This window comes from Arthrobacter cheniae, assembly GCF_003602275.1.
GTDB classification, from domain to species: domain Bacteria; phylum Actinomycetota; class Actinomycetes; order Actinomycetales; family Micrococcaceae; genus Arthrobacter_D; species Arthrobacter_D cheniae.
This window is the reverse complement of sequence record NZ_QZVT01000007.1, coordinates 58230-80307: the sequence shown is the minus strand read 5'-3', so window position 1 is coordinate 80307 and position 22078 is coordinate 58230. Positions and strand designations below refer to the sequence as shown.

At 67.3% G+C, this 22078-nt stretch carries 20 protein-coding genes; 5 read left to right on the top strand and 15 right to left on the bottom strand.

Annotation, left to right across the window (positions count from 1 at the left end):
- The first annotated feature begins 76 nt into the window (after positions 1–76).
- Together D6T63_RS13710 and D6T63_RS13705 are read left to right on the top strand one after the other, a co-directional pair.
- Positions 77–868: a ZIP family metal transporter gene (locus tag D6T63_RS13710; RefSeq protein WP_120149620.1), complete on the top strand. Its 792-nt coding sequence runs from the start codon at positions 77–79 to the stop codon at positions 866–868.
- A 22-nt stretch (positions 869–890) separates the two neighbouring features.
- Entirely contained in the window at positions 891–2219 is a 1329-nt protein-coding gene (locus D6T63_RS13705) for an ADP-ribosylglycohydrolase family protein (protein ID WP_220725938.1), read from the top strand.
- Between the two features lie 34 nt (positions 2220–2253).
- Here D6T63_RS13705 and D6T63_RS13700 read toward each other — a convergent pair whose 3' ends face one another.
- A complete protein-coding gene (locus D6T63_RS13700) occupies positions 2254–2937 on the bottom strand; it encodes a DUF2306 domain-containing protein (protein WP_120149619.1) in 684 nt (227 codons plus the stop codon).
- Positions 2938–3232: 295 nt separating this feature from the next.
- On the opposite strand from D6T63_RS13700, the gene gdhA reads away from it, so the two are divergent.
- Entirely contained in the window at positions 3233–4573 is a 1341-nt protein-coding gene (gene gdhA, locus D6T63_RS13695; RefSeq protein ID WP_120149618.1) for an NADP-specific glutamate dehydrogenase, read from the top strand.
- 206 nt (positions 4574–4779) lie between these two features.
- The gene (locus tag D6T63_RS19545; RefSeq protein ID WP_147394378.1) at positions 4780–4992 is read left to right on the top strand and encodes a hypothetical protein; all 213 of its coding nucleotides are present in this window, start codon (positions 4780–4782) and stop codon (positions 4990–4992) included.
- A 75-nt stretch (positions 4993–5067) separates the two neighbouring features.
- On the opposite strand, the gene D6T63_RS13685 is transcribed toward D6T63_RS19545, so the two are convergent.
- From D6T63_RS13685 to D6T63_RS13640, 10 genes are all read right to left on the bottom strand, one after another.
- Positions 5068–7599: an AMP-binding protein gene (locus D6T63_RS13685; protein ID WP_120149616.1), complete on the bottom strand. Its 2532-nt coding sequence runs from the start codon at positions 7597–7599 to the stop codon at positions 5068–5070.
- Positions 7596–8738, bottom strand: coding sequence for an ABC transporter ATP-binding protein (locus D6T63_RS13680; protein WP_235830758.1), 1143 nt, complete (start codon positions 8736–8738; stop codon positions 7596–7598). The genes D6T63_RS13685 and D6T63_RS13680 overlap by 4 nt, the downstream gene beginning before the upstream one ends.
- Positions 8735–10435, bottom strand: a complete 1701-nt coding sequence (locus D6T63_RS13675; protein WP_120149615.1) for an ABC transporter permease — start codon at positions 10433–10435, stop codon at positions 8735–8737. The genes D6T63_RS13680 and D6T63_RS13675 overlap by 4 nt, the downstream gene beginning before the upstream one ends.
- Complete coding sequence (locus D6T63_RS13670) at positions 10432–11436, bottom strand: extracellular solute-binding protein (RefSeq protein ID WP_235830757.1); 1005 nt, start codon at positions 11434–11436, stop codon at positions 10432–10434. Before D6T63_RS13670 ends, D6T63_RS13675 begins: the two co-directional genes overlap by 4 nt.
- A gap of 164 nt (positions 11437–11600) precedes the next feature.
- Positions 11601–12887 carry a hypothetical protein gene (locus tag D6T63_RS19255; protein ID WP_182977009.1) on the bottom strand — a complete coding sequence of 429 codons (1287 nt, stop codon included), beginning with the start codon at positions 12885–12887 and terminating at the stop codon, positions 11601–11603.
- 41 nt (positions 12888–12928) lie between these two features.
- Positions 12929–13756, bottom strand: a complete 828-nt coding sequence (locus D6T63_RS13660) for a nuclease-related domain-containing protein (RefSeq protein ID WP_120149613.1) — start codon at positions 13754–13756, stop codon at positions 12929–12931.
- A 225-nt stretch (positions 13757–13981) separates the two neighbouring features.
- On the bottom strand, positions 13982–14845 hold the full coding sequence (locus D6T63_RS13655; RefSeq protein WP_235830756.1) for an ABC transporter permease: 864 nt from the start codon (positions 14843–14845) through the stop codon (positions 13982–13984).
- Positions 14835–15893 carry an ABC transporter ATP-binding protein gene (locus D6T63_RS13650; RefSeq protein ID WP_120149612.1) on the bottom strand — a complete coding sequence of 353 codons (1059 nt, stop codon included), beginning with the start codon at positions 15891–15893 and terminating at the stop codon, positions 14835–14837. The genes D6T63_RS13655 and D6T63_RS13650 overlap by 11 nt, the downstream gene beginning before the upstream one ends.
- Positions 15829–17034 (bottom strand): LolA family protein, encoded by a 1206-nt coding sequence (locus tag D6T63_RS13645; RefSeq protein WP_120149611.1) that lies wholly within the window; start codon positions 17032–17034, stop codon positions 15829–15831. Before D6T63_RS13645 ends, D6T63_RS13650 begins: the two co-directional genes overlap by 65 nt.
- Before the next feature lie 208 nt (positions 17035–17242).
- Entirely contained in the window at positions 17243–17503 is a 261-nt protein-coding gene (locus tag D6T63_RS13640) for a GlsB/YeaQ/YmgE family stress response membrane protein (RefSeq protein WP_120149610.1), read from the bottom strand.
- 179 nt (positions 17504–17682) lie between these two features.
- On the opposite strand from D6T63_RS13640, the gene D6T63_RS13635 reads away from it, so the two are divergent.
- A complete protein-coding gene (locus D6T63_RS13635; RefSeq protein ID WP_120149609.1) occupies positions 17683–18171 on the top strand; it encodes a PGPGW domain-containing protein in 489 nt (162 codons plus the stop codon).
- Positions 18172–18195: 24 nt separating this feature from the next.
- On the opposite strand, the gene D6T63_RS13630 is transcribed toward D6T63_RS13635, so the two are convergent.
- From D6T63_RS13630 to D6T63_RS13615, 4 genes are all read right to left on the bottom strand, one after another.
- Entirely contained in the window at positions 18196–19422 is a 1227-nt protein-coding gene (locus tag D6T63_RS13630) for a helix-turn-helix domain-containing protein (RefSeq protein WP_182977008.1), read from the bottom strand.
- Positions 19423–19559: 137 nt separating this feature from the next.
- Positions 19560–20783, bottom strand: a complete 1224-nt coding sequence (locus D6T63_RS13625; RefSeq protein WP_235830755.1) for an MFS transporter — start codon at positions 20781–20783, stop codon at positions 19560–19562.
- Positions 20780–21475 carry a TetR/AcrR family transcriptional regulator gene (locus D6T63_RS13620; RefSeq protein WP_235830754.1) on the bottom strand — a complete coding sequence of 232 codons (696 nt, stop codon included), beginning with the start codon at positions 21473–21475 and terminating at the stop codon, positions 20780–20782. The genes D6T63_RS13625 and D6T63_RS13620 overlap by 4 nt, the downstream gene beginning before the upstream one ends.
- Positions 21476–21586: 111 nt before the next feature.
- The gene (locus D6T63_RS13615) at positions 21587–22036 is read right to left on the bottom strand and encodes a hypothetical protein (RefSeq protein ID WP_120149606.1); all 450 of its coding nucleotides are present in this window, start codon (positions 22034–22036) and stop codon (positions 21587–21589) included.
- Positions 22037–22078 lie beyond the last annotated feature (42 nt).

The following is a 22078-nucleotide window of genomic DNA, read 5'->3' as shown; positions in this document are numbered from 1 at the left end:
GAACCGTCGGTGCTACTGCTTCGACCGACCTTCCTAGACCCTTCTTGACCGCACCTCCTGTTCCTATACTGACTCCATGACGATGTCGCTGCTCTTTGGTGTGGTGGCTTCCAGCGCTCTGGTTCTGGGCGCGATGATCGGCGTCCGGTTCAATCTGCCCAAACGGGTGCTGGCCATTCTCCTGTCGTTTGCAGCAGGATCCCTCATCACCGCTCTGGCGTTCGAACTCTTCGAAGACGCTTTCGAGCGCGGCGGTATCTGGCGCGCAGCTCTGGGCCTCCTCGCCGGCGCCCTTGTCTTCACCGTCCTCAGTGCGTTACTGGACCGTTGGGCCCAAGCTGGATCAGATCCAACGCCGGCTGATGAACATGAAGGTAGTGCCAAGCTCGACACAGATGCCGCCGCGACGGAGCGTTCATCGTCCAAGGCATCGACTCGAGGCGCGGCAGGCTTGGCCCTCCTTGCCGCAGTAACTCTCGATGGCGTCCCGGAGAACCTGGCATTGGGCGTCGCGCTCGGCGGCGGGACCGGAGGATTGGCTCTCCTCGCCGCGATTTTCGTCTCCAACCTGCCCGAAGCGCTGGTCGGAGCATCGTCGATGCGGGCCCAGGGGAGAAGCACCGGCAGCATCCTCGGTCTCTGGGGAGTCTGTGCTGTGTTGCTGGTCCTCGCCGTCATGATCGGCGCGGGTCCCCTGTCGGGAGCGGACCCGGAAGCAATCTCGCTACCATTGGCCTTCGCCGCGGGCGCTGTGATCGCATCCCTGGCAGACACCCTCATGCCTGAAGCCTACGAACACGGGGGGCCCGCCGTAGCCATGAGCACCGCCGCCGGCTTCGTCCTCTCCTTCGTCCTTTCCCTGATGTAGGAAATGCGGCGAAAGGCTTCCCATGTATGACCCGCTCAACGTCCACGACCTGGTCACGGACGAATTGCGACAACTCAGCGAGACCGGCTACGACGTCACATCGCTGTCCGCACGCCTGACCGATACCGACGCGCATGACCGGCAGGGACTGGAGAACCTCCTGGCGGAGCTTGCGAACCTTCCCCGGAGCGGCCGATGGGACTATGAGGAACCCGACGCGCTGCCCGACATCCTGGACAGCATGCCGGCCGGGCAACAGACACCCAGCACCCTCACCCCCGGCTCCGGACTGCACGACCGGATCCTGGGGGGCTGGCTGGGGAGGATCGCCGGCTGCAACCTGGGCAAGCCCATCGAGAACGGGGACTACTGGACGAGCGACAGGATCCGCTCCTACCTCGAACTGACCGGTTCCTACCCCTTGCGGGACTACGTCCCGGCGATGGACCCGATGCCTGACGGCTACCGCCTGGTGGAGAACTGGGTGAACACCACGCGCGGGCGGGTCGCAGGATCGGACCGGGACGACGACATCGACTACTCCATCCTCGCCCTGCACATGCTCGAACACCACGGGATGGACCTGACGGCGGCCGACGTCGCCGCGACGTGGCTGGCTCACGTGCCCTACCTGCGCGTCTTCACGGCCGAGCGCGCCGCGTACGTCAACCTCCTCACCAACGTGCCCATCGAGGCGGTCGGGAACACCCGCAACCCCTACCGCGAGTGGATCGGTGCCCTGATCCGTGGTGACGTCCACGGCTGGACGCAGCCCGGGCGTCCGCAGCGGGCGATCCTGACTGCGTACAAGGATGCGACCCTTTCCCACCGGGCAAACGGGCTCTACGGCGAGATGTGGTCGGCGGCCCTGATGTCCTCTGCTGCAACGGCCACGACCGTCTCCGAAGCCTTCGAGCGATCACTGCACTACGTGCCGGTGCGTTCACGACTCGCCGAAGCCCTGCATCGGGTGCAGGACCTGCATCGCGGCGGGGTCACGTGGGAGGAAGGGCTCCGCTCGATCCAGCAACACTATGGGCACTACAGCTGGGTCCACACGGTGAACAATGCGGCGATTATCGCCGCCGGACTCCTCTGGGGTGACGGCGACTATTCCGCCACGGTGGGCCTCACCGTCCAGGGCGGGTGGGACACCGACTCGAACGGAGCTGCGGCAGGCGCCGTCGTCGGCACCGTGCTGGGCGCCGCAGCACTGCCGGAACACTTCATCAAGCCCCTGCAGAACCGGACCCGGTCAGCAGTCTTCGGCTACGACAACTCCAGGATCTCCGACTTGGCCGACCGCACCGTCACGCTCGCTACAAGAGACACCTCTATCTCCACCGTCTGAAGGCAGCCTGCCGACGGTCACAGCTTCGAGGTTGTCATCCGGTCAGGACCGGAGTCCGGCGCAACCACCACTCGCCGAGGGCGACGTGCATCGTGAACGCCAGCCAGAACGCGACGCCGAACAAAGCCGTGTCCGGCGTGGCCGGCGTCGTTCCACCGGAGAGTGCCTGTTCGATTCCCTCGAAGATTCCCACCCAGATCCTGATGGTGCCGATGCCGATGCCGACGGCGAACGCGCGGATCATCCAGCGGCGGTGCTTCGGTACGTCACCACGCCGGATCGCCCGGAAGGCGAGCACGAGGGAGGTCAGGAACCAGCAGCCGAAGACCACCGTAGCGGCGGCCTCCGGTGCGCCTCCCCAGGCGTGCGGCACGCCGAAGAGGAGCGCGAACAGCCCGGCGACGAGCGCACAGGTCAGGAGTATCCGCCCGAGCCTTTTATGCACGTCGTAGTGACGGGTGCGGAACCGCCGCGACAGTTGCAATGGCGCCCCGAGGAGGTAGATCACACCGGGTGCAATATGAAGGTAGGCCAGCCACGGGTGGGCGACGTACCGCACGGCGAAATCGTCATCGGGAGTGGTGCCCGCAAGGATGTTGGGCCCGTCGAGCGTCCCGCGGACCGCCACGAAGACCAACACGATGGTGACCAGCGCGCCGATCGCCACCGAGGCACGACGCACGAGCCTCGGACTCGCCGTTCCCACTGTCTCCGTCACGAGCGGAGCTTGGCACGCCGTTGCTCAGGGGTCAATGCCTAGCCGCGCGGGTAAGGGTGACCCGGGCACCCGACTGAAGGCTGCTGTCCAGCACCAGCAGGGTGATGCAGAACATCACCCTGCTGGTGCTGGAAAAGGCACGCCCTGAGCGGAGCGTGTCCGGGGTTGATTCTCCAACTGCGTTACCGCCACGATAGGCAGACCTGCTGACCGGCCGTTCCTGGTGCGGCAGGTGACTCGCAGGTTCTTGTTACTCGTGCGGCAGAAGGCTTCATTTTCAAGATCGGAGATTCTGATGGATTCGGCTTTGTTCTCTGTACGCGATGAGGTGTTTCGGCGCAATCCGGGTGAGACGGAGTTTCACCAGGCCGTCGTCGAAGTGTTCGATTCACTGGGCCCTGTGCTGTTGAAACATCCCGAGTTCGTGGACGCGGCAGTGTTGGAGCGCCTGTGCGAACCCGAGCGGCAGATCATCTTCCGGGTTCCCTGGGTCGATGATGCCGGGACCGTACAGATCAACCGGGGTTTCCGGGTGGAGTTCAATTCCGCGTTGGGGCCCTTCAAGGGCGGTCTGCGGTTCCACCCGTCCGTGTATCTGGGAATCGTGAAGTTTCTCGGCTTCGAACAGGTTTTCAAGAACGCGCTCACCGGAATGCCCATCGGTGGCGGCAAGGGCGGCTCGGATTTCGATCCCAAGGGTAAGTCCGACGCCGAGGTCATGCGGTTCTGCCAGGCCTTCATGACGGAGCTGTACCGCCACATCGGAGAATACACCGACGTCCCCGCCGGGGATATCGGTGTCGGAGGTAGGGAGATCGGGTACCTGTTCGGGCAGTACAAGAGAATCACGAACAGGTATGAGTCCGGCGTCCTGACCGGCAAGGGCATCAGCTGGGGCGGGTCCCTGGTCCGCCCGGAGGCGACAGGGTACGGTGCGGTGCTGTTTGCCCGCGAGATGCTTCGAACACGAGGGCTCGGGTTCGAGGGACAACGGGTGATTGTGTCCGGTGCGGGCAATGTCGCTGTTCATGCCATCGCCAAGGCACAGCATTTCGGAGCGACAGTCGTGGCCTGTTCTGACTCCTCCGGTTATGTCGTGGACGAGGCAGGCATCGATGTGGAACTGCTGCGCGAGGTGAAGGAACATGAGCGCGGACGGATCTCCGAGTACGCGGATCGACGGGGAGCAGGTGCCCATTTCGTGGCCGGTGGTTCGATCTGGGATGTGGGGGCAACGGTTGCACTGCCCTGTGCCACGCAGAACGAACTCGACGAAGCCGCCGCCGGAGCCCTCGTCCGATCCGGGGTGCTTGCGGTCGCGGAAGGGGCAAACATGCCCTGTACCCCGGAAGCGGTGGAAGTACTCCAGCAGGCCGGTGTCCTCTTCGGGCCGGGTAAGGCCGCCAACGCCGGTGGAGTCGCAACCTCGGCCCTGGAGATGCAGCAGAACGCAAGCCGGGATTCCTGGTCCTTCGAGCACACCGAACAGCGCCTTACGGAAATCATGGTGGGCATCCATGACCGGTGTGCTGCGACAGCCGACGAATACGGAGTTCCGGGCAATTATGTGGCCGGCGCGAACATCAGCGGCTTCGTGAAAGTCGCGGACGCGATGCTTGCCCTCGGAGTCGTTTGATTCCCGTCGACTGGGCGACACGATGCAGCTGTACACGATGAAGGATCGTTGATGCTCACGGGACAGGTATTGAGGAGGCTCCTATGAATGTTCCGATGTGCAACAGGTGTGGGACGGCACGGTTCCTGAGATTCACCAGTTTCGGTCAGGGCCAGGTCGATCACGCGTACAGGGACGGGGATCTCGTCGGGGACAGGAACGGGCCGGTGGGCCCTGTGATCCACTACTTCTGCCAGGCATGTGGAACCCGCGACGGGCATCCTGTCCCCGAAGACTGGATGTCACGGCACGGTGCGTCAACACCCGAGGACGGCCCGGACATCGAGGAACTGCGGCAACGCGGTGAGGTCTGGATAGCCCCCGGTCAACGAAGCGTCCGAAGAATCGATGGCAGCTGGATCGTCGAAGCCCAGGCCTAGGCGGAAACGGTTCCCTTCCGCTCGGAGTACCGGGCTTCCTGCCCGGGTCGGGCGACGCCGGGGTAAGGAGGGACCTCAGGCCGTCGGCGCCTTCATCGCACTGCCGGCCGACCCGGTGCGCCGCCTCCACCGCGCGAACGCGATGGGCAGCCACCGGCACAGGGCCCAGTAACCCACCCCGACGGGCAGGCACCCGACGACCGCGAGAACCGGACTGATGGGAAGCAGGACGGGGTAGACGAGCCAATGGGTGAGGTAGATATACAGGGACGCCGCCGCGAGCCACCCCGTGACGCGGCGCAGGACCGAGGGCACGGGAAGCGCCGGCACCCAGGTGAGCAGCAGGAGTCCCACCACGATGGTCGCCTCGCGGAGCGGATGGTCGAAGAAGCCCGGCACGGTCAGTACGGCGAGAGCCGACACCAGCAGGCGCCGAACAGTGCCGTCCGCCCTCGCCACGGCCCATCCCAGGGCAAAGAGCCAGAACACGGGGAGTGGTTTCGGCAGGCCGGGATCGACGATGTCGTACCGGCTGAGCAGTGTGATGGCCACGAGGCCCAGGGCGAAGGCGAAGGGTGCGCGACGCTCGAGGCGGTCCAGCCAGGGAACGGCCAGCAGTGCAGTGACGGCGATGAGTACGTAGACGAGCATCTCCACGAACCAGAAGTGCCACTCGCTTGTGACCTCCTGGGGGCCCACCATGCCGTTGAGCAGGAAGATGTTGGCGATGCTGTAGTCGTCGGTGAGGAGGTAGGCCACTGCGATGAAAGCGACCGACGGAACAACGATCTTCGTGAGGCTCCTGGCATGCCGTCGCAGCCGCGCGGACCGGGTCCCGGTGAGTTGGAACCGCGCGAAGTTGAAACCGGCGACGACGAACAGCAGGTGCGCGGTGTGGAAGGTGAAGAGTTCGACGTGGGCCGCCACGATGCAGATGGTCGCTACCGCCCGCAGCACGATCGACGGCTCGAGGAAGGACACGAGGCCCCGGCGCCGTGGCTTCCCGCGGCGCGACAGTTCACCCACCGTCTGGAGATGCCAGTCGGCCGGCAGCCGACCGAGAGCGGCTTCGAGCCGCACGGAGAGCGCCACGTAGGAGAGCGAATCGCCGTCGAGGGAAACGAAGGTATCCGTTGGTGTCACGTCGGGGCGGTCGAGGCATTCCGCGAAGATGCGGGGTACGTCTGCGAGGCTTTCCCGGCGGGGATCCTCGGGAGCGGGCGGCGCGGTCTTCGGGGCAGCCAGGCCGCGGACGGCCGGGTAGTCGATCTTGCCCGTGGGCAACCGGGGCAGGCGCTCGGCGGCGTGTAGCCGGACGGAGGCCCGGGGCAGGCCGAGGTCGGAAACGAGGACCTTCGTCAAGAGAGCCGTGTCGTGCTCGCCCTCGACCGCGATGACCAGACCGTCGTCGTCGGACCCGGTGGCGGCAGCGGCGACACCCATGCCGGAGAGGATTTGTTCGACCTGCCCGAGGTCTACCCGCAGTCCGGCGATCTTGACGAAACGGCTCTTACGGCCCACGACCTCGTAGAGGCCGTTCGCGTTCCGGCGGGCGAGGTCGCCGGTGCGGAGCTCGTCGATCGTGCGCCCGAGCGCGAGGTCCTCGAGGCTCTCGGCGTAGCCCAGCATCACGTTCGGTCCGGTGTAGACCAGCTCCCCGTGGGGAAGGCCGTCCACAGGGTCGATCCGGAACGAGCCGCCGGGTACCGGGACGCCGATGGTGCCCGGATACTCGGCCGCCAGGTCCGGCGGCAGATAGGCCATGCGCGCGGTGGCTTCCGTGGCCCCGTACATGACGAACAGGTCCCAACCGCGGCGCTGCCCCGTCTCCGCCCAGGACCTGACCTTCTCGGGCGCGAGCCGCCCGCCGGCCTGGGTGACGTAGCGCAGGTTCGGCAGGTCCATGTCGGCGAACCCCACGCGGTCGAGCAGGTCGAAGCTGTAGGGGACGGCGGCGAAGGAGGTGGCGCCGCGCTCGCGGAAGACGTCCCAGAAGCAGGGGTCGACGACGGACAGGTCCGTGAGCACGAGCCCGGCCCCCTGCAGGAGGTAGCTGTTGACCACGGACAGGCCGTAGCAGTAGCTGAAGGGCAGCGTGGTGGCGGCTCGGTCATCGGGGCCGATGCCCAGGTACTGCGCGATGGACCGGGCGTTCTCCTCGAGGTTCCTTCGGGACAGCCGCACCAGTTTCGGTGAGCCGGTGGAGCCGGACGTGCTCAGCAGCAGTGCGAGGTCCGGGTGGAGGTCGTGACGCGTGCCGGGCCACCGCTCGTCGAGCTCGAGCGCCCCGTCGCTGGTCCGGAGCACCACATCGGGCTCATAGGCGGCGACGAGGGAGTCCACTGCGGCGGGCTTGTCCGCCGGCACCAGCAGCAGCGGATGCCCGGCCGAGATCGCGGCGAGGTAGGCCACGAGGGTGTCGACGTCATTGCGTGCGGCGAGCAGCACGAGACGCCGCTCCGCGCCGAGGCGCACCACGACGTCGTCGACCCGCGCCGCGAGCTCGCGGTACGAGAGCACGCCGCCGGCGGTGAGGATCGCGGGCCGGTCCCCGTAGCGGATGAGGTCGGTGAACGTCGCCTCGGAGAGATCCGGGTCCAGGCTCACGGGGTCACCGGCCTCGGAGCATTGCGGGGCGGCGTGGTGACGGCCCGGTCGCCGACGAGGAGCGTGGGGTGGGTGCCGGCGGCGACGGTCACCGTGACCGGCGTGCCGACGGGGTAGCGCACGTCGTGGGGCTGCCAGGACCGCAGTGTCCGCCCCGAGGCGAGCGTCACGTGGTGCAGGACGAACGCGCCGTGGTACTCCAGGGCCGAGACACGGGCCGTGGCGTCGGTGGCCGGGGTCAGCGCCACCTCGTGGGGACGGAGGACGACGTCGACGTCCACATCGCTGTCCGCCCAGCCCGGGACCGTGGAGACGACGCCGATCTCGCACGTCAGCAGTGCGCGGTGCACATGCGCGGGCAGGAAGTCGGCGTCGCCCATGAACGAGGCGACGAAGCGCGTGGCGGGCTGCTCGAAGACCTTTTCGGGGATATCGGCCTGTTCGATCACGCCGTCGTGCATGACGACCACGCGGGTCCCGACCGACAGCGCCTCGGTCTGGTCATGCGTGACGAGAACGCCGGTGGTGCCGGTCTCGCGCAGGGTCGCCACGGTGTCGCGGCGCACCTGGCCGCGCAGGGACTCGTCGAGGCTGGAAAACGGCTCGTCGAGGAGGACGACGGCGGGGCGCGGCGCCAGCGCGCGAGCGAGGGCCACGCGCTGCTGCTCGCCGCCGGAGAGCTCGTGCGGGTAGCGCTCCGCGAGGTGGGCCAGCTGGACGAGGTCCAGGAGGTCACCGACGCGCTTCCGGCGTTCGCTGCGTGGCAGCCGGTCGAGCCCGAACTCCACGTTCCGGGCGACGTTCAGGTGGGGGAAGAGCGCGTGGTCCTGGAACACGAGCCCCACGCGGCGGTTCTCCGGGTTCACGAAGCGTGTCCGGTCCGCGACGACGTCCCCGGCGACGGTGATCCGCCCGGCGTCGGGCCGTTCCAGGCCCGCGACGAGCCGCAGGGTCGTCGACTTGCCGCACCCGGAGGGGCCGATCAGCGTCACGAGCTCACCGGCGGGGATGGCGAGCTCGAGCGACTCGACGCCGCGGGCGGAGCCGTAGCGCTTCGTCACCCCCTCGAGGGTGAGCGCGGGCGGGGCGCAGGCCGTGGCGGAGCCGGTAGGCGGCGCGCCCTCCATCTGTGCCGTCACTGTCCTGCCTTTCTGGAAGAGGTCCCGTGTACTTCGCGCCGCCGGGTCTGGCGGACGAGTACGAAGACGGGGATGATGGCGACTGCCACGATGACCAGGGCCGGGAGAGACGCCTTCTCCCAGAAGTTCTCCCGCGCGAGCTCGTACACCCAGACCGACGCCGTGGTGAAGCCGAAGGGCCGCAGGAGCAGCACGATCGGCAGTTCCTTCACGGCGTCGATCACGACCAGCATGAGGGCGACGGCGACGCCGGGGCGCGCGAGCGGGAGATGGACCCGGCCGAGGATGCGCCGGGGTCCGGCTCCGAGGCTGAGCGCGGAGGACGTGACGGTCGGGGCGATCTTCTCGAGGCTCGCGCTGACCGACTGGTAGGCCGGGGCGAGGAACCGGATCACGTAGGCGTAGAGGATGCCTGCCACGGACCCGGTAATGATCAGCCCGGTACCCCCACGGACCCCGACGCTCTCCAGTGCCGTGTCGAGTGATGCGAAGGACAGCAGGACCCCGATGCCGATCACGGCGCCGGGCACTGCGTACCCGAACGTCGTCAGCTGGGCTGCGAAGGAGACGACGCGGCCCCCGCCCATGCGGATGGCGTGGCCGACGCCCAGCGAGACGGCGACGCACGCGACGGCGGTGATCGCCGCCACCAGCAGGCTGTTGGCCAGGTACTCGGCGAAGCGGGGATCTGCGAGGAAGGAGGAATCCGTGACGATCTGTCCGACCGCCCAGATCAGCAGTTGCGCGACGGGGATGAGGAACCCGGCGGACAGCGCCGCCACGCAGAGGGCCGTCGCGGACCAGGCGCGTGCCCCCCGCAGCTGTTCCGGCTGGAACCCCTGGCGGTTCCCGCCCTGTTGGTGGTAGCGCGCCCGGCCGCGCAGGGCCCGCTCGGCGGCCAGCACGGCCACGGCGAACAGCAGGACGAGGACGGCGAGTTGCGTTGCGGCGTGGAAGTCGAACGTACCCTTCCAGACGAGGTAGACGCCTACCGAGACGGTCTGCACGTTGAAGTACTGGACGGTGGCGAAGTCGGTGAGCGTCTCCATCATGACGAGGGCCAGTCCTGCGGCGAGGGACGGCCGGGCGAGCGGCAGCACCACGCGCCGGAGGGCCTGTCCGCGGTTGGCGCCCAGGGTGCGGGCGGCGTCGTACGTCCCGGAGGACTGCTCGATCAGCGCCGAGCGCGCCATGAGGTAGACGTACGGGTACAGGGACAACGTCATCACGAGGATCGCGGCGGGCAGCGACCGGACCTCTGGCACCCACACGTCCGTGCCGAGGACGGTCCGCAGGAGGGACTGGACGGGCCCGGCGACGTCGAAGACGGACAGGAAGATGAACCCGAGGACGTATGCCGGCATTGCCAGTGGCAGGACGAGCAGCCACACCAGCAGGTTCCGCAGCGGGAACCGGTAGGCGGTCACGAGCCAGGCCAGGCCTCCGCCGACGAGGAGTGACCCGGCGCCGACTCCCAACATCAGGGCGAGGGTGGTGAGGATCATGGGCGCCAGGTCCCGTGGCGGGGTGGTGCTGCCGAGGCTGCCCAGCCCGTCGACGATGACCGCGAGGACGGGGGTGGCGACGACGACGGCGACGGCGACGACCAGCGTGGACCAGGCGGGACGGCCGACGCCGTACGTCCGGTAGCGCCGGCGGGGAGGTCGCGGCTCGGCGAGTGTCGCCGTGTCCGTCACTTGTATCCGGCCTCGGCGAGCAGGTCGACGGCGTCGGCGTTGAGCGTCCCGTAGGCCTCGGCGTTGAGCGGCATGCGCTTGAAGTCGCCGAAGGCGGCGATGACCGGTTCCGGCTCGACTGCGGGGTTGACCGGGTACTCGTGGTTGGCGTCGACGAACGCGTTCTGCCCGTCGGTGGCCAGCCACTCGATGAGCTCCAGTGCGTCCTCCGGGTTGTCCGCCCCCTGCACGACGCCGGCGCCCGAGATGTTCACGTGCGTTCCCGCGCCCTCCTGGCTTGCCCAGAACAGGTCGACGTTGAGCTCGGGCTTCTCCGCGAGGGTGCGGGCGAGGTAGTAGTGGTTGTTGATGCCGACGTCGCACGTCCCGGCATCGATGGCTTCCAGCAGCAGGACATCGTTGCTCATGATGGCCACATCATTGGCCACCCACCCCTGGACGATCTCCAGGGCACGGTCCCGGCCGTGGAGTTCGATCAGGCTGGCCACGAGCGACTGCGTGTAGGCGGACGTCGCGTCGCGCATGCACAGACGGCCCTTCCACTGCGGGTCCGCGAGTCCTGCGTAGGTGTCGGTGGCGTTGAACTCGGCCGGGTCCACGGCTTCGGGGTTATAGGTGATGGTGCGGGCACGCAGGGCGAGTCCGTACCAGCGGCCCTCCGTGTCGCGAAGGTCGTCGGGCACGGCCTCATCGAGCACGGCCGAGCTGGTCGCGGCCAGTTCGTCCTGGCGTGCGCCGTTCCAGAGGTTCCCCGCGTCCACGGTCATGAAAACGTCCGCCGGAGTGTCCTCGCCCTCGGCTTTCAGCCGCTCGAGAAGTTCGGCGTCGTCGCCGCTGATGAACTCGACGGTAATGCCTGTCTCGTCGGTGAACTGCCCGAAAGCGCCCTCGAGATCGTAGTGTCGGGCCGAATAAATCTGGAGATCCGCGGACTGGCCACCGATGGCACTGCAGCCCGTGAGTATCGACGTCAGAGCGGTCAGGCCGACGAGGGTGGTCATGAGTGGGCGAGGGTGCATCCGAAACTCTTCTCAGGCGGTGGCGGGAAGTCCCGCGAAAGCGCGGTAGTCGACAGAAAGGCAAGGTAAGCCTAACTTAAGACCTGTCGCAGCCGGACATCGAACTGTCCCTCCGGCCGTCCTGGCAGAGCCGGACCATGCAGCTGCTACAGCTGGCCGGCCGTCCTGACCAGCCTCACGACGGAGGGATGGGTCGCGTCGGGCTCGGCAAGGATTCCAGCGGCCTCGGCCTGCATCAGGCACCACTTCTTGAGGCCGCCGGGAGTGAGGCTCGCGAGTTTCACGCTCCCCTCGAGGCGCTGTCCCACGAGTGCGCCGAACTCGCCGACATTCACCCCGCTCTTTCGCAACTGGCCGTCCTGCAGCGCGGAGAGGAAGGCGACGCGGACGTGATCGGAGCCTGCTCTCGCCGACGGTACATGTTTCGTCACATGGCGTTGGAGGTGGCCGGTGACGGGCAGCGACTTCTTGGCGGGTGCGGCCAGCCCTTTCTTGGAGGGTGCGGCCTGAGTCGGAGTCGGAGCCTGAGTCGGAGTCGGAGCCTGAGTCGGAGTCTGAGTCTGAGTCGGAGTCGGAGCCGGAGCCGGAACTCGAACCGGAGCCGGAGCCGGAGCCGGAGCCGGAGCCTGAATCTGAGTCGGAACTTGAACCGGAGCCTGAACCGGAGCCTGAACCGGAGCCTGAACCGGAGCCTGAACCGGAGCATCGACGAGCGACGCCAGCTCCAGGTGAAGCGCAGCCAGTTCGCGATGGATGGCAGCGACTCGGGTACGCGGGGCGGCTGCCGCGGGTTCGGGGAGTGCAGGGGGTCCTACGGCTACCGGAGGATCGAGCTTCCTCCGCACCGCGGTGCTGACCGAGCACCGGAACAGCTCGGCCAGTGCATCAGCCAGGGCGACCTGGGCGATACCGCTGACCACCACCAGCGGAGCAGTGACGGCTCGGCGTTCAACCGTCCGCGCCAGTTCGTCGAGGGTTGCGTGCACGGTTCCGTAGCGGAGCCGCTCCTGCCGTGTCGCCTCCGTGACCTGCGGACAGTAGACGCTCTGGTAGACGTTGATGGCATGCTGGTCCACCGCCGGGAAATGCTTCCCGACGACGCTGAGCCTCAGCGCACGACGGACGGCATCGAGCTGCCGCGCTACCTGTTCCAGCGGGTTCGCGACGCTCGCACCGTTGGCGAGGCCCCATGGCTCCCCGACGTCCCTCACCTGGCTCACCTGCGCGGGGAACCGCTTCCACTCGCTGAGGATGAAGGTGCCGTTCAGGGAGTTGTAGAACAGCCAGTCGACCTCCTGCACGCGAACGGGCGGCGCATCGACCCGGCAGTTGCTGAACGCCCACACATGATGCCCGAGCAGCTGGTGGATGCGCGCCACCTCGGCGGGGTCCGCCGTGTGCGCGGCCGTGTTCTTGGAAGGAAAGTGGAGCACAGGTCTCTTTCGGCTGGAGAAGTGTGGAAGGCCGCGGTTGCTCAGAAAGGCGGCAGGACGCCGACCACCGAAGCGATGACGCTCACAGGTACCGCGAGCAGCCAGCCGATCCGCCGTCGTCGGGCCTGTTCCACCAGCTTGTGCAGGACCTCGAACGGTTCGACGACGTCGGCCGCGTCACGAAGCACCGGGGGTGTGCGCCGCCAGGTCGAGGGCTGCGCGGCGGCCGCCGACAGGAGGGCGACCTGCTCCGCCGTGAAGACCACCGGCCGGCGCGTGATCCAGCGCAGGAGCTGATGCGACGTGAGGACGGCAACGGCGCGGTGCTTCTCCTTGACTGTCACCTGCCGGGCGCCCACGACGACGATGGCCGCCTCGGCGACGACCTGATGTCGGACCGCGGCGGACAGCAGTTTCCCCGCCCGTGCGGCTTCGTGCTCGGAGTTGCGGACGTAGGGGTATCTCGTTCCCGCGACCATGAACGTGCCCTTGGCCGTCCAGATCCTCTGGTCGACATGCCGCTTGGTATTGAGCGTGAAGATGCCCGTGGGTCCGATGACGACGTGGTCGATGTCGGACGACTTCTCACCGACCGGAACGGCGTGGAGGACGGCCCACTCCGGCCCGAGCGTCGCGAGGACCCGACCCACTGCGCGCTCGCCGAGGGCGCCCCAGTACCAGGGCTTGCTGTCGTTGCTGAGCGGGTGGACGCCGAGGACTCGTGCCAGCCGACCTCGGGGGCGGCGGGTGCTGTGCGCCTCGAGGAGTTCCTCCATGACCGCCTGGCCGGGCGCGCGCCGCCTCAGCAGGCCGAGTGTTGCCGGCTCCGCGTAGGAGCTATAGGCATCGATCGGCGCAGCAGCGCTCACGGTGCAGTCCTCGAAGGCATATGGGTCCCCATCCAGCAGCTCCCGGTGCAGAAGTACCTGGCAGGCTGAGCCCCGCCCGGGGTACCACGAATCTATCGCCAGGACTGCAGGAAAGTGCCTGCCTCGGGCGGACGGCGCGGCAGGATTGGGGCAGTATTTCCGCAGCGGTCCTGCCCTTCGACCGACGGGAGGACGGCACCCTTCACCACTGGTAGATCCGGGGGGCTAGCTCAGGATGTCCTTCGTGCTGAAGCGGCCGTAGGCCAGGGTGCCGAAGACGGCGATGTAGCCGAGCTGCAGCAGGGCGTTGTCCGCGAACGAGTTCCAGACGATCGGCTCCCGCAGCAGGTCCGCGAAGCCCAGCCAGTAGTTGGTGAACAGCCACGGGTGCAGCCACTCGAGCTGGGGGAGGGCGCCCAGGATCTGGGCGACGGCAGCCAGCGCAGCCGTCGCCGCCATGGCGCCGACGGGAATGGTCGTCAGGGTCGAGATGAAGAGTCCGATGGCGCTGAGTCCCATGAGCGAGACCGTCACGTAGAGCGCGAGCAGCAGCAACCGCACGAAGTAGCCGGGTATCCCGACGGTGTCTCCGGACAGGAGTGTCACCGGCCCTACCGGGAACAGTAGGGCACCGATGATGGCACCCGTGACCACGACGGTCAGGGTTGCCACGAAACAGAACAGTGCAGCGCCCGCGTACTTCACGAGGAGCAACCTGACCCGTCCGGCCGGAGCGACGAGGAGGTAGCGGAGCGTGCCGAGATTCGCCTCGCCCGCGATCGTGTCACCCGCGACGACGCCGATGGTCAGTGGCAGGAACAGTGGAATGGCAACGGTCAGCGCCGTCAGCGACACGAACAGGCCGTTCTGCGTAATGCTGTTGAGGAACGCCGGGCCGCGTCCGCTGGCCGAGCCGTCGGAGGAGACACGGACGACGACGGCGATCAGGATGGGGATCAGCGCCAGGGCCCCGATCATCGCCCAGGTGCGCAGGCGCCTGAACAGGACCGTGATCTCCGAGACCAGGAGCGTGAGCCCGAGGCCGCCTCCGGCTCGCGATGGACTGGCTACTGCGGATTCAGCCGGCAACGTCGAACCCCTCTCCGGTCAGTGCGACAAAACGGTCCTCGAGTGATGCGCCGCTTGCTTCGAAACCCCGGACCCGGACGTCGGCTCGGACGAGGGCGGCGTTGACGGACTCCGGCAGCAGGCCCTGTACCGAGAGCTCGGCCGTGATGACGTCGTCGCGCCCGTGCAGTTCCGGTGTGAGCCCGAGGCCGCTGAGGACGCGGTGGGCATCAGCGAAGTCGGGGGTGGTGACGCGGACGCGGGCGGTGCCGCCGGAGCGGAGCTCATCGAGGGTGCCCTGTGCCACGAGGCGTCCGGCGCTCATGACCGCGATCATGCTGCACATCTGCTCCACCTCGGCGAGGAGGTGACTGGAGACGAAGATGGTGGTGCCGTCGTCGGACAGGGATTTGATGAGATGACGGACCTCGCGCGTGCCCTGTGGATCGAGGCCGTTGGTGGGCTCGTCGAGGATCAGCAGGTCCCTCGGTGCGAGGAGCGCGTTGGCGATCCCAAGGCGCTGCTTCATGCCGAGGGAGTAGGCATGGGCGCGCTTCGTGGCTGCGTGGCTGAGGCCCACGCGCTCGAGGGCGGCGTCGACGCGGGCATTCCTGGTGGCGGGGGACGTGTGGCGGTCCGCGGCATCGAAACGCTGGAGGTTCGCCCGTCCGGAGAGGAACGGGTAGATGGCTGGGCCTTCGACGAGTGCGCCTACCCTCGGCAACACCGTCCGGGCATGCTTCGGCATTCCGCCGTCCAGCAGGCGGATCTCACCGCTGGACGCCGCGGCCAGGCCGAGGAGCATACGGATGGTGGTTGTCTTCCCCGACCCGTTGGGGCCGAGGAACCCGAACACCGTGCCGCGGGGCACAGCCAGATCGACGTCGTCGACGGCTTTCTGCCTGCCGAAGGCCTTCGTCAGGCCGTGCGTCTCGATCGCGTAGTCGCCGACGCTCACCCGCGGGCCCGCACGAAGGGTGCGGACCGCGCCGGTAATCCTGCGATCACTGCTGTGAAGCTGCGACGAGCTGGTCCACGCCGACGGCGCCTGCGAGGATGCGTCCGTCATCGGTCACCAGCACCGAGACGAGCGAGGTCTGCAGCGCGCGTCCACCGTCGACCTCGGTGAGTGCCTGCTCCAGGAGGGCCCCTGCGCCGGCCACATCCTCAGGATCCATGCCCGGCTTGATCTCCATGATCTCGCCCATGCCGGCTGCCTCACCGCTGCCGAGGTTCAGTCCGAGCCCGGCTGCGCTTCCGGCGGGCAGTTCCACGATGGTGCTCCAACCCTCGCCGATGATGTCGGGCTTCTCCGGAGCCTCTGCCGGCATTGCCTCCGGTGTGGCCTCGAGCTTCGCCCTCGCCTCATCGGCCGTGGGTGCTTCCGTGACGGTGGCGTCGGCGGGCGGGGTGAACTGGAAGATCGCCGGGTCAGGGGTGGTGAAGTCCACCGCGCTGAAGCCTGCCGTGAAGGCGGCCTCCTCCTGTCCCTTGGCCTCAATGCTGACGCTGAGGGGGACGCCTGTTTCCGAATCCACGCTCACGGCGATGGAACCGATGAGGGTGGCAGAGTCTTCCGGGGTGAGCAGGAGTTGGTAGGCGCTGCGGCCGGCAACGCGGCTGGTGCCGTCCACCGTGACCTCGGTGCTGGGATCGATCGTCGCGAGGAAGGTCTGCGCGAGTTCGGCCGGGGTGCGGGGGACGTTCTGCAGTTCGGGGTACTCGGCGGCCTTCTGCTGGAGCTTCGCCTCGAGCTGCGCCCTGGTGGCGTCCTTGTCCGGCAGGACGGCGTGAGTGGCCTCGTTGGACCGGGAGTCGTAGTACCAGGCGTCGTTCTCGTTGATGACGACGTCGCGCTCCGCCAGCTGATCGAGGACCTGGACACGCGCCCTGTCCGTCCCGTCGACGTAAATCTGGGCGGTGTGCTCGCCTGTCAGGAGTTCGAGTGCTGCGGACGTCGGATCCGAGCTCGAGGTGCCTCCCGGGGGAGTGGCAACGCCAGCCATGTCCGGAAGTCCGAGGTTGGACGACTGCTCCACGGTGCCGGAATAGGCGTCGTCGGCACCGGTGGCTACGAACTCGAGCAGCTCCTGCGCGGTCTTCGCGGGGAGTTGCGGTTGGGCTTCGGCGACGGCGGAACCGCTCACGGCAGCAGCGACGATGACGACTGGGACGATGCCGGCGGGTAGCCAGCGCCAGTTCTTGTTCATAGTTGAACCTTCCGAACGTATCTGTGCCCCATCTGATGCCGACGCTACACCTGCAGACCGACTTTTTCCCGGGGTACGTGCACTGGATGAACGTGCGGGACAGCTGAGGCGTGCCGCGGCATGGCTGCTTTGGAACGACACGTCGGCTGATTGCGCCCGACACGCGGAAAGGGGCGGCCAAAGCCGCCCCTTCCTACCTGCTGGTGGCTCAGCGGGTGACGCGACGGCGGCCGGCGACGGACTCGGCGACGCCGATCAGCAGCACCGCCGCGATGACCGACACGATGAACCCGAGCACATTCAGTTCGAAGATCTGGCCGGTGCCGAGGAGGCTCGCGATGGTGCCGCCGATGATCGAGCCGACGAGGCCCAATAACAGCGTGGCGACCAGGCCGAGGTTCTGCTTGCCCGGCCTGATGAGCCGCGCCAGTGCGCCGATGATGAGGCCGGCGAGGATGAATCCGATCATGGTCAATGTCCCTCTCTAAGCCCGCGGTTGCGGGAAGTCCCTTGGTAATGCTGGTGCCGGCGCCGCGTCGGCCGTGCGGATCGCCCTGCGGCAAGGGCACGGCTCACGCATGGCCGGGTTGCCACCAACGTCGATCAGTCCAACGATAGAGGAATGCGAAGCTTACTGAGGAATTTCTGATGGTGCAGTCCCCTCGACAGCGCCGCCCCCATGGTTCAGTATTCGCCGGGCGGACCAGGCCCCGTGGGGCCCGCCGCATCATCGGGCTGGTCGTCGGATGGCTCTTGGTGCTGATCGGCCTCGCCGCCCTCGTGCTTCCAGGTCCCGGACTGCTGGCCCTCGTGGCCGGACTCGCCGTGCTCGCGCAGCAGTACGAGTGGGCGAGGCGTTGGCTGCAGCCCGTGAAGCAAAGGGCTTTCGCCGCGGCCGCACAGGGGGTGAGGACCAGGAGTGCCATCGCGCTCAGCTTCACAGGTGCCCTTGTCCTGGTGCTGCTCGGCCTGCTGTGGGGGGTGAATCCTCCAGTGCCGGGCTGGTGGCCGCTCGATGGGCGATGGTGGCTTCCCGGCGGGTGGAGCGTCGGTACGAGCCTGATCCTGTCCGGACTCTTGGCCGCGGCCTTCATCGTCTACAGCATCCGGCGCTTCCGGCCGCAGATGGACGCGTGACCCTCCAGGGGAAAAGCGAAGGGTCTAGGCCCCGAGCGCCCGCACCTGGTCGAGCAACTCGTGGGCCTTCTCGTCCGCTCCGGCTTCCGTGTAGAGCCGTGCTGCTTCGGACAGGTGGTGCGCTGCCTGCCTGCGGGACTTCAGCGCGACGTAGTAGTGGCCCAGGCAGGACTCCAGCTCGATTCCGGACTCGAAGTCCAGGTTCTCGCGTTGGCCATTCACTTCCCCGAGCAATTCCGCCGCCGCCGGGAGATCAGCGGTCAGGAGCGCAAAGCGGGCCTTCGCAAGAAGAAGCTCGAGTTGTTGACCTTTCGTGCCGACCAATTCGAGTCCCACCTCGGCATTCCGAATGGACTCACGAACGCTCTCGTCGACAAGGCCGGCCTCGAGTTTCAGATTCGCGCTCGACTTATGGAAATTGGTCCACATCTCCAGATCGGCCTGGGGGAGCAGAAGTTTCGCCGCGAGAGCATGCTGTTCGTAGCCCACTGCCACCTCACCCCTGCGGAAGGCCACATTGCCGATGGCCCAAGCCCCGTGAGCGATGATGCGGGACGGCACTGCGGGAACGTTCTCCGTGACGTCGAGGCTCATGGCGATGTCCCACGCTTCATCGAGATCACCTTTCACCGCCAAAGCCGCAATGAGGATGAATGCTGCCTGCAGTCGGGCGGGCGAGCTGTCAGGTAGCTCCGCCGCTTGTTCCACTGCGCGGTGTGCGAGATCGACTGCCTCCAGCAGTCGGCCTGTGCCCCGGGCGATCAAAGAGAGCCGCATCTGTACCACGGAGCGCAATTCTGGCGTTTGGGCCAATAGGGAGGAGGACTGGACGCGCAGGAGCACCGTCTCGGCCTCCTCCAGCCGGCGAAGATTGATCAGGGACTGCGCCTGCAGCATGGACATGTCCCACCAGGCGGGCCCGTTCCGCTGCTCGAAGGCGATGCTGGCGGCGTACTCGGCCTCGGAGGCCGCGAGCGTATCGTCCCGCAGGTCCCGTGCGTGATGGGCGGCAAACATCGCGGAGGTGAGAGCGGGCTGATCGTCGACGGACGGAGGTTCGACCCACCAGTTCAGGGTCTGCACATCCATGCCGAGCCGAGACGCGAAATGCTGCACCATATCGGTCGTCGGTTGGCGTTGTCCCCGCTCGAGGAGCGAGATGTAGCTGGCCGAATACACCCCCGCCCCGAGCTCTGCCTGTGTCAGTCCCTTGGCGCTGCGTGCCTGGCGCAGAATGTCTCCAAAACGCATGTGGTTCTGTCCCCCTGAGAAGTCCCCGTGATCCACTTCGCATGAAGCTTCAACCAGTGACAACTCCTGTGTAACAGATGCTTCGGACATTGTGGAAAACGCTTAACTGGACACAACAGGGCCGGCGCGGACGTGTATCAGTGGTGGGGCCGAACCCGTTTCGGCAGCACAGGAGAAGCGAGCAGCGTGAGGATGCCGGCAATCGGCACGACGACCAGGCCGACCCGGAGCGATGACGCATCCGCGACAGCACCGACGATCGGAGGTGAGAACAGGAATCCGAGTCGCATCAGCCAGCTGATGACCGTCAATCCCGTGCCTGATTTGAGGCCGGGAAGCTCGTCCGCCGAGTGCATCACCGCCGGGACGAGGGTGGCGACGCCGAGGCCGGCCAATCCGAAGCCGAGGATGGTGAGCGGGATCGACGGGGACAGAAGAGCGGTGCCCATGCCGACAGCGGTCAGGATGCCACCTGCCTGTGCCACCGAGCGCTGACCGAACCTGTCCACCAGTCGGTCGCCGAAGAGGCGTCCCACGAACTGGAGGCCGACGAGCGCAACGAAGCCGAGGCCGGCGATGGTGGGCGTGGCATCGAGGGAGGTACTGAGGTAGACCGCCGCCCACGTGCTTCCGGCGTCCTCGACGAGCGCTCCGGCGATGCCGATGACGATCAGCGCGGCAAGGATGCCGAAGGTCATCATCGACCTCCGCCGCGCGGCACCGCCGGGCGCCGCTACCGGTGGTGCTTCTGCCGGCTCCGATGGCTCTGCCCCGGGCAGGAGGAAGCGGTAGCACACGAGGGTGAGCGCGGTGAAGAGCAGGAAGGACACCGTCAGGTGGAGTCCCCGGGGAACGGCGAGGCCTGCCGCTACCGCCCCCATCAGGCCGCCGAGCACGGCTCCGATGCTCCATACGGCATGGAAGGAGTTGAGGATGGACCGCCGGTAGAGCTTCTGCACGCGCAGCCCGTGCGAGTTCTGCGCGACGTCGGTGATCGCGTCCATGGTGCCGGCCAGGAACAGGGTGGCGGTGAGGACCGCCCACGACGGAGCGACGCCGGCGAGGAGGATCGACAGGCCGATGAGGAGGGTGCCGGCGGTCGCGACGCGGGAGGACCGGTAGCGCCGGACCAGCGCGCCCGACGCGAGTCCTGCCGTGATGGCGCCGAGGGGGAACGCCGCTACGGAGATGCCGAACGCAGCGTTACTGAGGTCCAGTCCATCCTTGATCGCCGGGTAGTGCGGAAGGATGTTCGCGAAGAGCGCGCCGTTGGAAAGGAACAGGGCGCTGACCGCGAAGCGTGCCCGGCCGAGCCGCTGCGGCGTGTGCTCGGCCGGCTGCACGGTAGCGGGGGTGCTCACGGCCGGACGATCCTCTCGACGGCGGTGCGGACCGTGCCGATCTTCATGGGGTTGAGAGAGAGGGCCCGATGGAGCGTGGTTCCCTCGATCAGTGCATCGAGCATGAGTGCGGTCTCCGGATCGAAGTGAGCGTGCAGGGCATCGCGGCTACGCGCCATCCAGGCATCGGTGATGGTCCGGAACTGGGGACGCCTCGCAGCCAGTGCGTACAACTCGAGGCTGGCGAGCATGGTGTCCGGCGCGTTGAGCGCCGTCCCCGTGATGAGGCCGACGACTGCCTCACCCGCCTCGTCGCGCGTGGCGGCGCCGGAGAGCGCCGCGTCGAAGGTGTCCGCGGTCCGGCCGGCGAGCGCGGTGAAGGCCGCATGAAGGAGGTCGTCCATGCCGTCGAAGTGGTACGTCATGGAACCGAGGGGCACATCCGCGGCGGCGGCGACCCGGCGATGCGTGGTCCCGGCGACACCGTGTTCGGCGATGACGCCGAGCGCGGTATCGATGAGCCGTTCACGGCGGCGCGGATCGTGCCGCCGTGAACGGGCGCCGTCGGGACCGGACCGGCTGCCTGCTCTGGGAGCGGAATCCCCGGTGGCGTCATCCGAACCAGCCGGCAGGACAGGAGTCCTGTTCCGCCCGTCATCGCCTACCTGAAGACCGTGCGCCATCGACTTCCCGTCGTCGCCACTTGAGGTCATGTGTACAACCGTACCCATGATGGGTACGAATGTACACACGAAGGCGGGCTCGACGGCGGTTCAAGGGACCGGCGACGCAGGTATGCAGGGGGCGTGCGGAACGACGCCGATTCAGGCCTCCGGCGGCAGTGCCTCGTGGTGTGCCTCGCCCTTGGTGCGTCGATCCTCTTTCATCTCCGCCTCGAACAGGTGGCGCTTGCCCTCGACGAGGGAATCCCGGGCCTCTTTCTCGAAGGACTTGAACTCGGAGTAGTAGTGGTCGTCGTAGTCCTCCATGATCTGGAACGTCCAGCGACCCTCGATCACGTTGCGTCCGATGATCTCGGTGACGAGCTTGTCGGCGATCTCGGTGTGGCCGGCTTTCCGGAACAGCTCTTCGGCCTCGGAGAGGTTGAGGTCGGCCTTGCCGGTGAGGCGGTGGAAACCGTAGAGGTAGCCGCGGGCGTGCTCCACCACCTCGAGGGCTTCGGAGAGTTTCCCGAGGGCCTCGACCGTGATGTCGGAGACGCCGTCGGGACGCTGGTGGTTCGAATCGGGACCAGGAGTATCAGGGGTAGCCATACTTCGTACCGTACCCACAGAGTCCGATCCTCACACACCTCT

Bases quoted from the DNA above. Each gene is read 5' to 3' on its own strand.
- D6T63_RS13710 (WP_120149620.1), top strand. From the start codon at position 77: ATGACGATGTCGCTGCTCTTTGGTGTGGTGGCTTCCAGCGCTCTGGTT.
- D6T63_RS13705 (WP_220725938.1), top strand. From the start codon at position 891: ATGTATGACCCGCTCAACGTCCACGACCTGGTCACGGACGAATTGCGA.
- gdhA (WP_120149618.1), top strand. From the start codon at position 3,233: ATGGATTCGGCTTTGTTCTCTGTACGCGATGAGGTGTTTCGGCGCAAT.
- D6T63_RS13670 (WP_235830757.1), bottom strand. From the start codon at position 11,436: ATGACCACCCTCGTCGGCCTGACCGCTCTGACGTCGATACTCACGGGC.
- D6T63_RS13650 (WP_120149612.1), bottom strand. From the start codon at position 15,893: ATGACGGACGCATCCTCGCAGGCGCCGTCGGCGTGGACCAGCTCGTCG.
- D6T63_RS13645 (WP_120149611.1), bottom strand. From the start codon at position 17,034: ATGAACAAGAACTGGCGCTGGCTACCCGCCGGCATCGTCCCAGTCGTC.
- D6T63_RS13640 (WP_120149610.1), bottom strand. From the start codon at position 17,503: ATGATCGGATTCATCCTCGCCGGCCTCATCATCGGCGCACTGGCGCGG.
- D6T63_RS13635 (WP_120149609.1), top strand. From the start codon at position 17,683: ATGGTGCAGTCCCCTCGACAGCGCCGCCCCCATGGTTCAGTATTCGCC.
- D6T63_RS13630 (WP_182977008.1), bottom strand. From the start codon at position 19,422: ATGCGTTTTGGAGACATTCTGCGCCAGGCACGCAGCGCCAAGGGACTG.
- D6T63_RS13620 (WP_235830754.1), bottom strand. From the start codon at position 21,475: ATGACCTCAAGTGGCGACGACGGGAAGTCGATGGCGCACGGTCTTCAG.
- D6T63_RS13615 (WP_120149606.1), bottom strand. From the start codon at position 22,036: ATGGCTACCCCTGATACTCCTGGTCCCGATTCGAACCACCAGCGTCCC.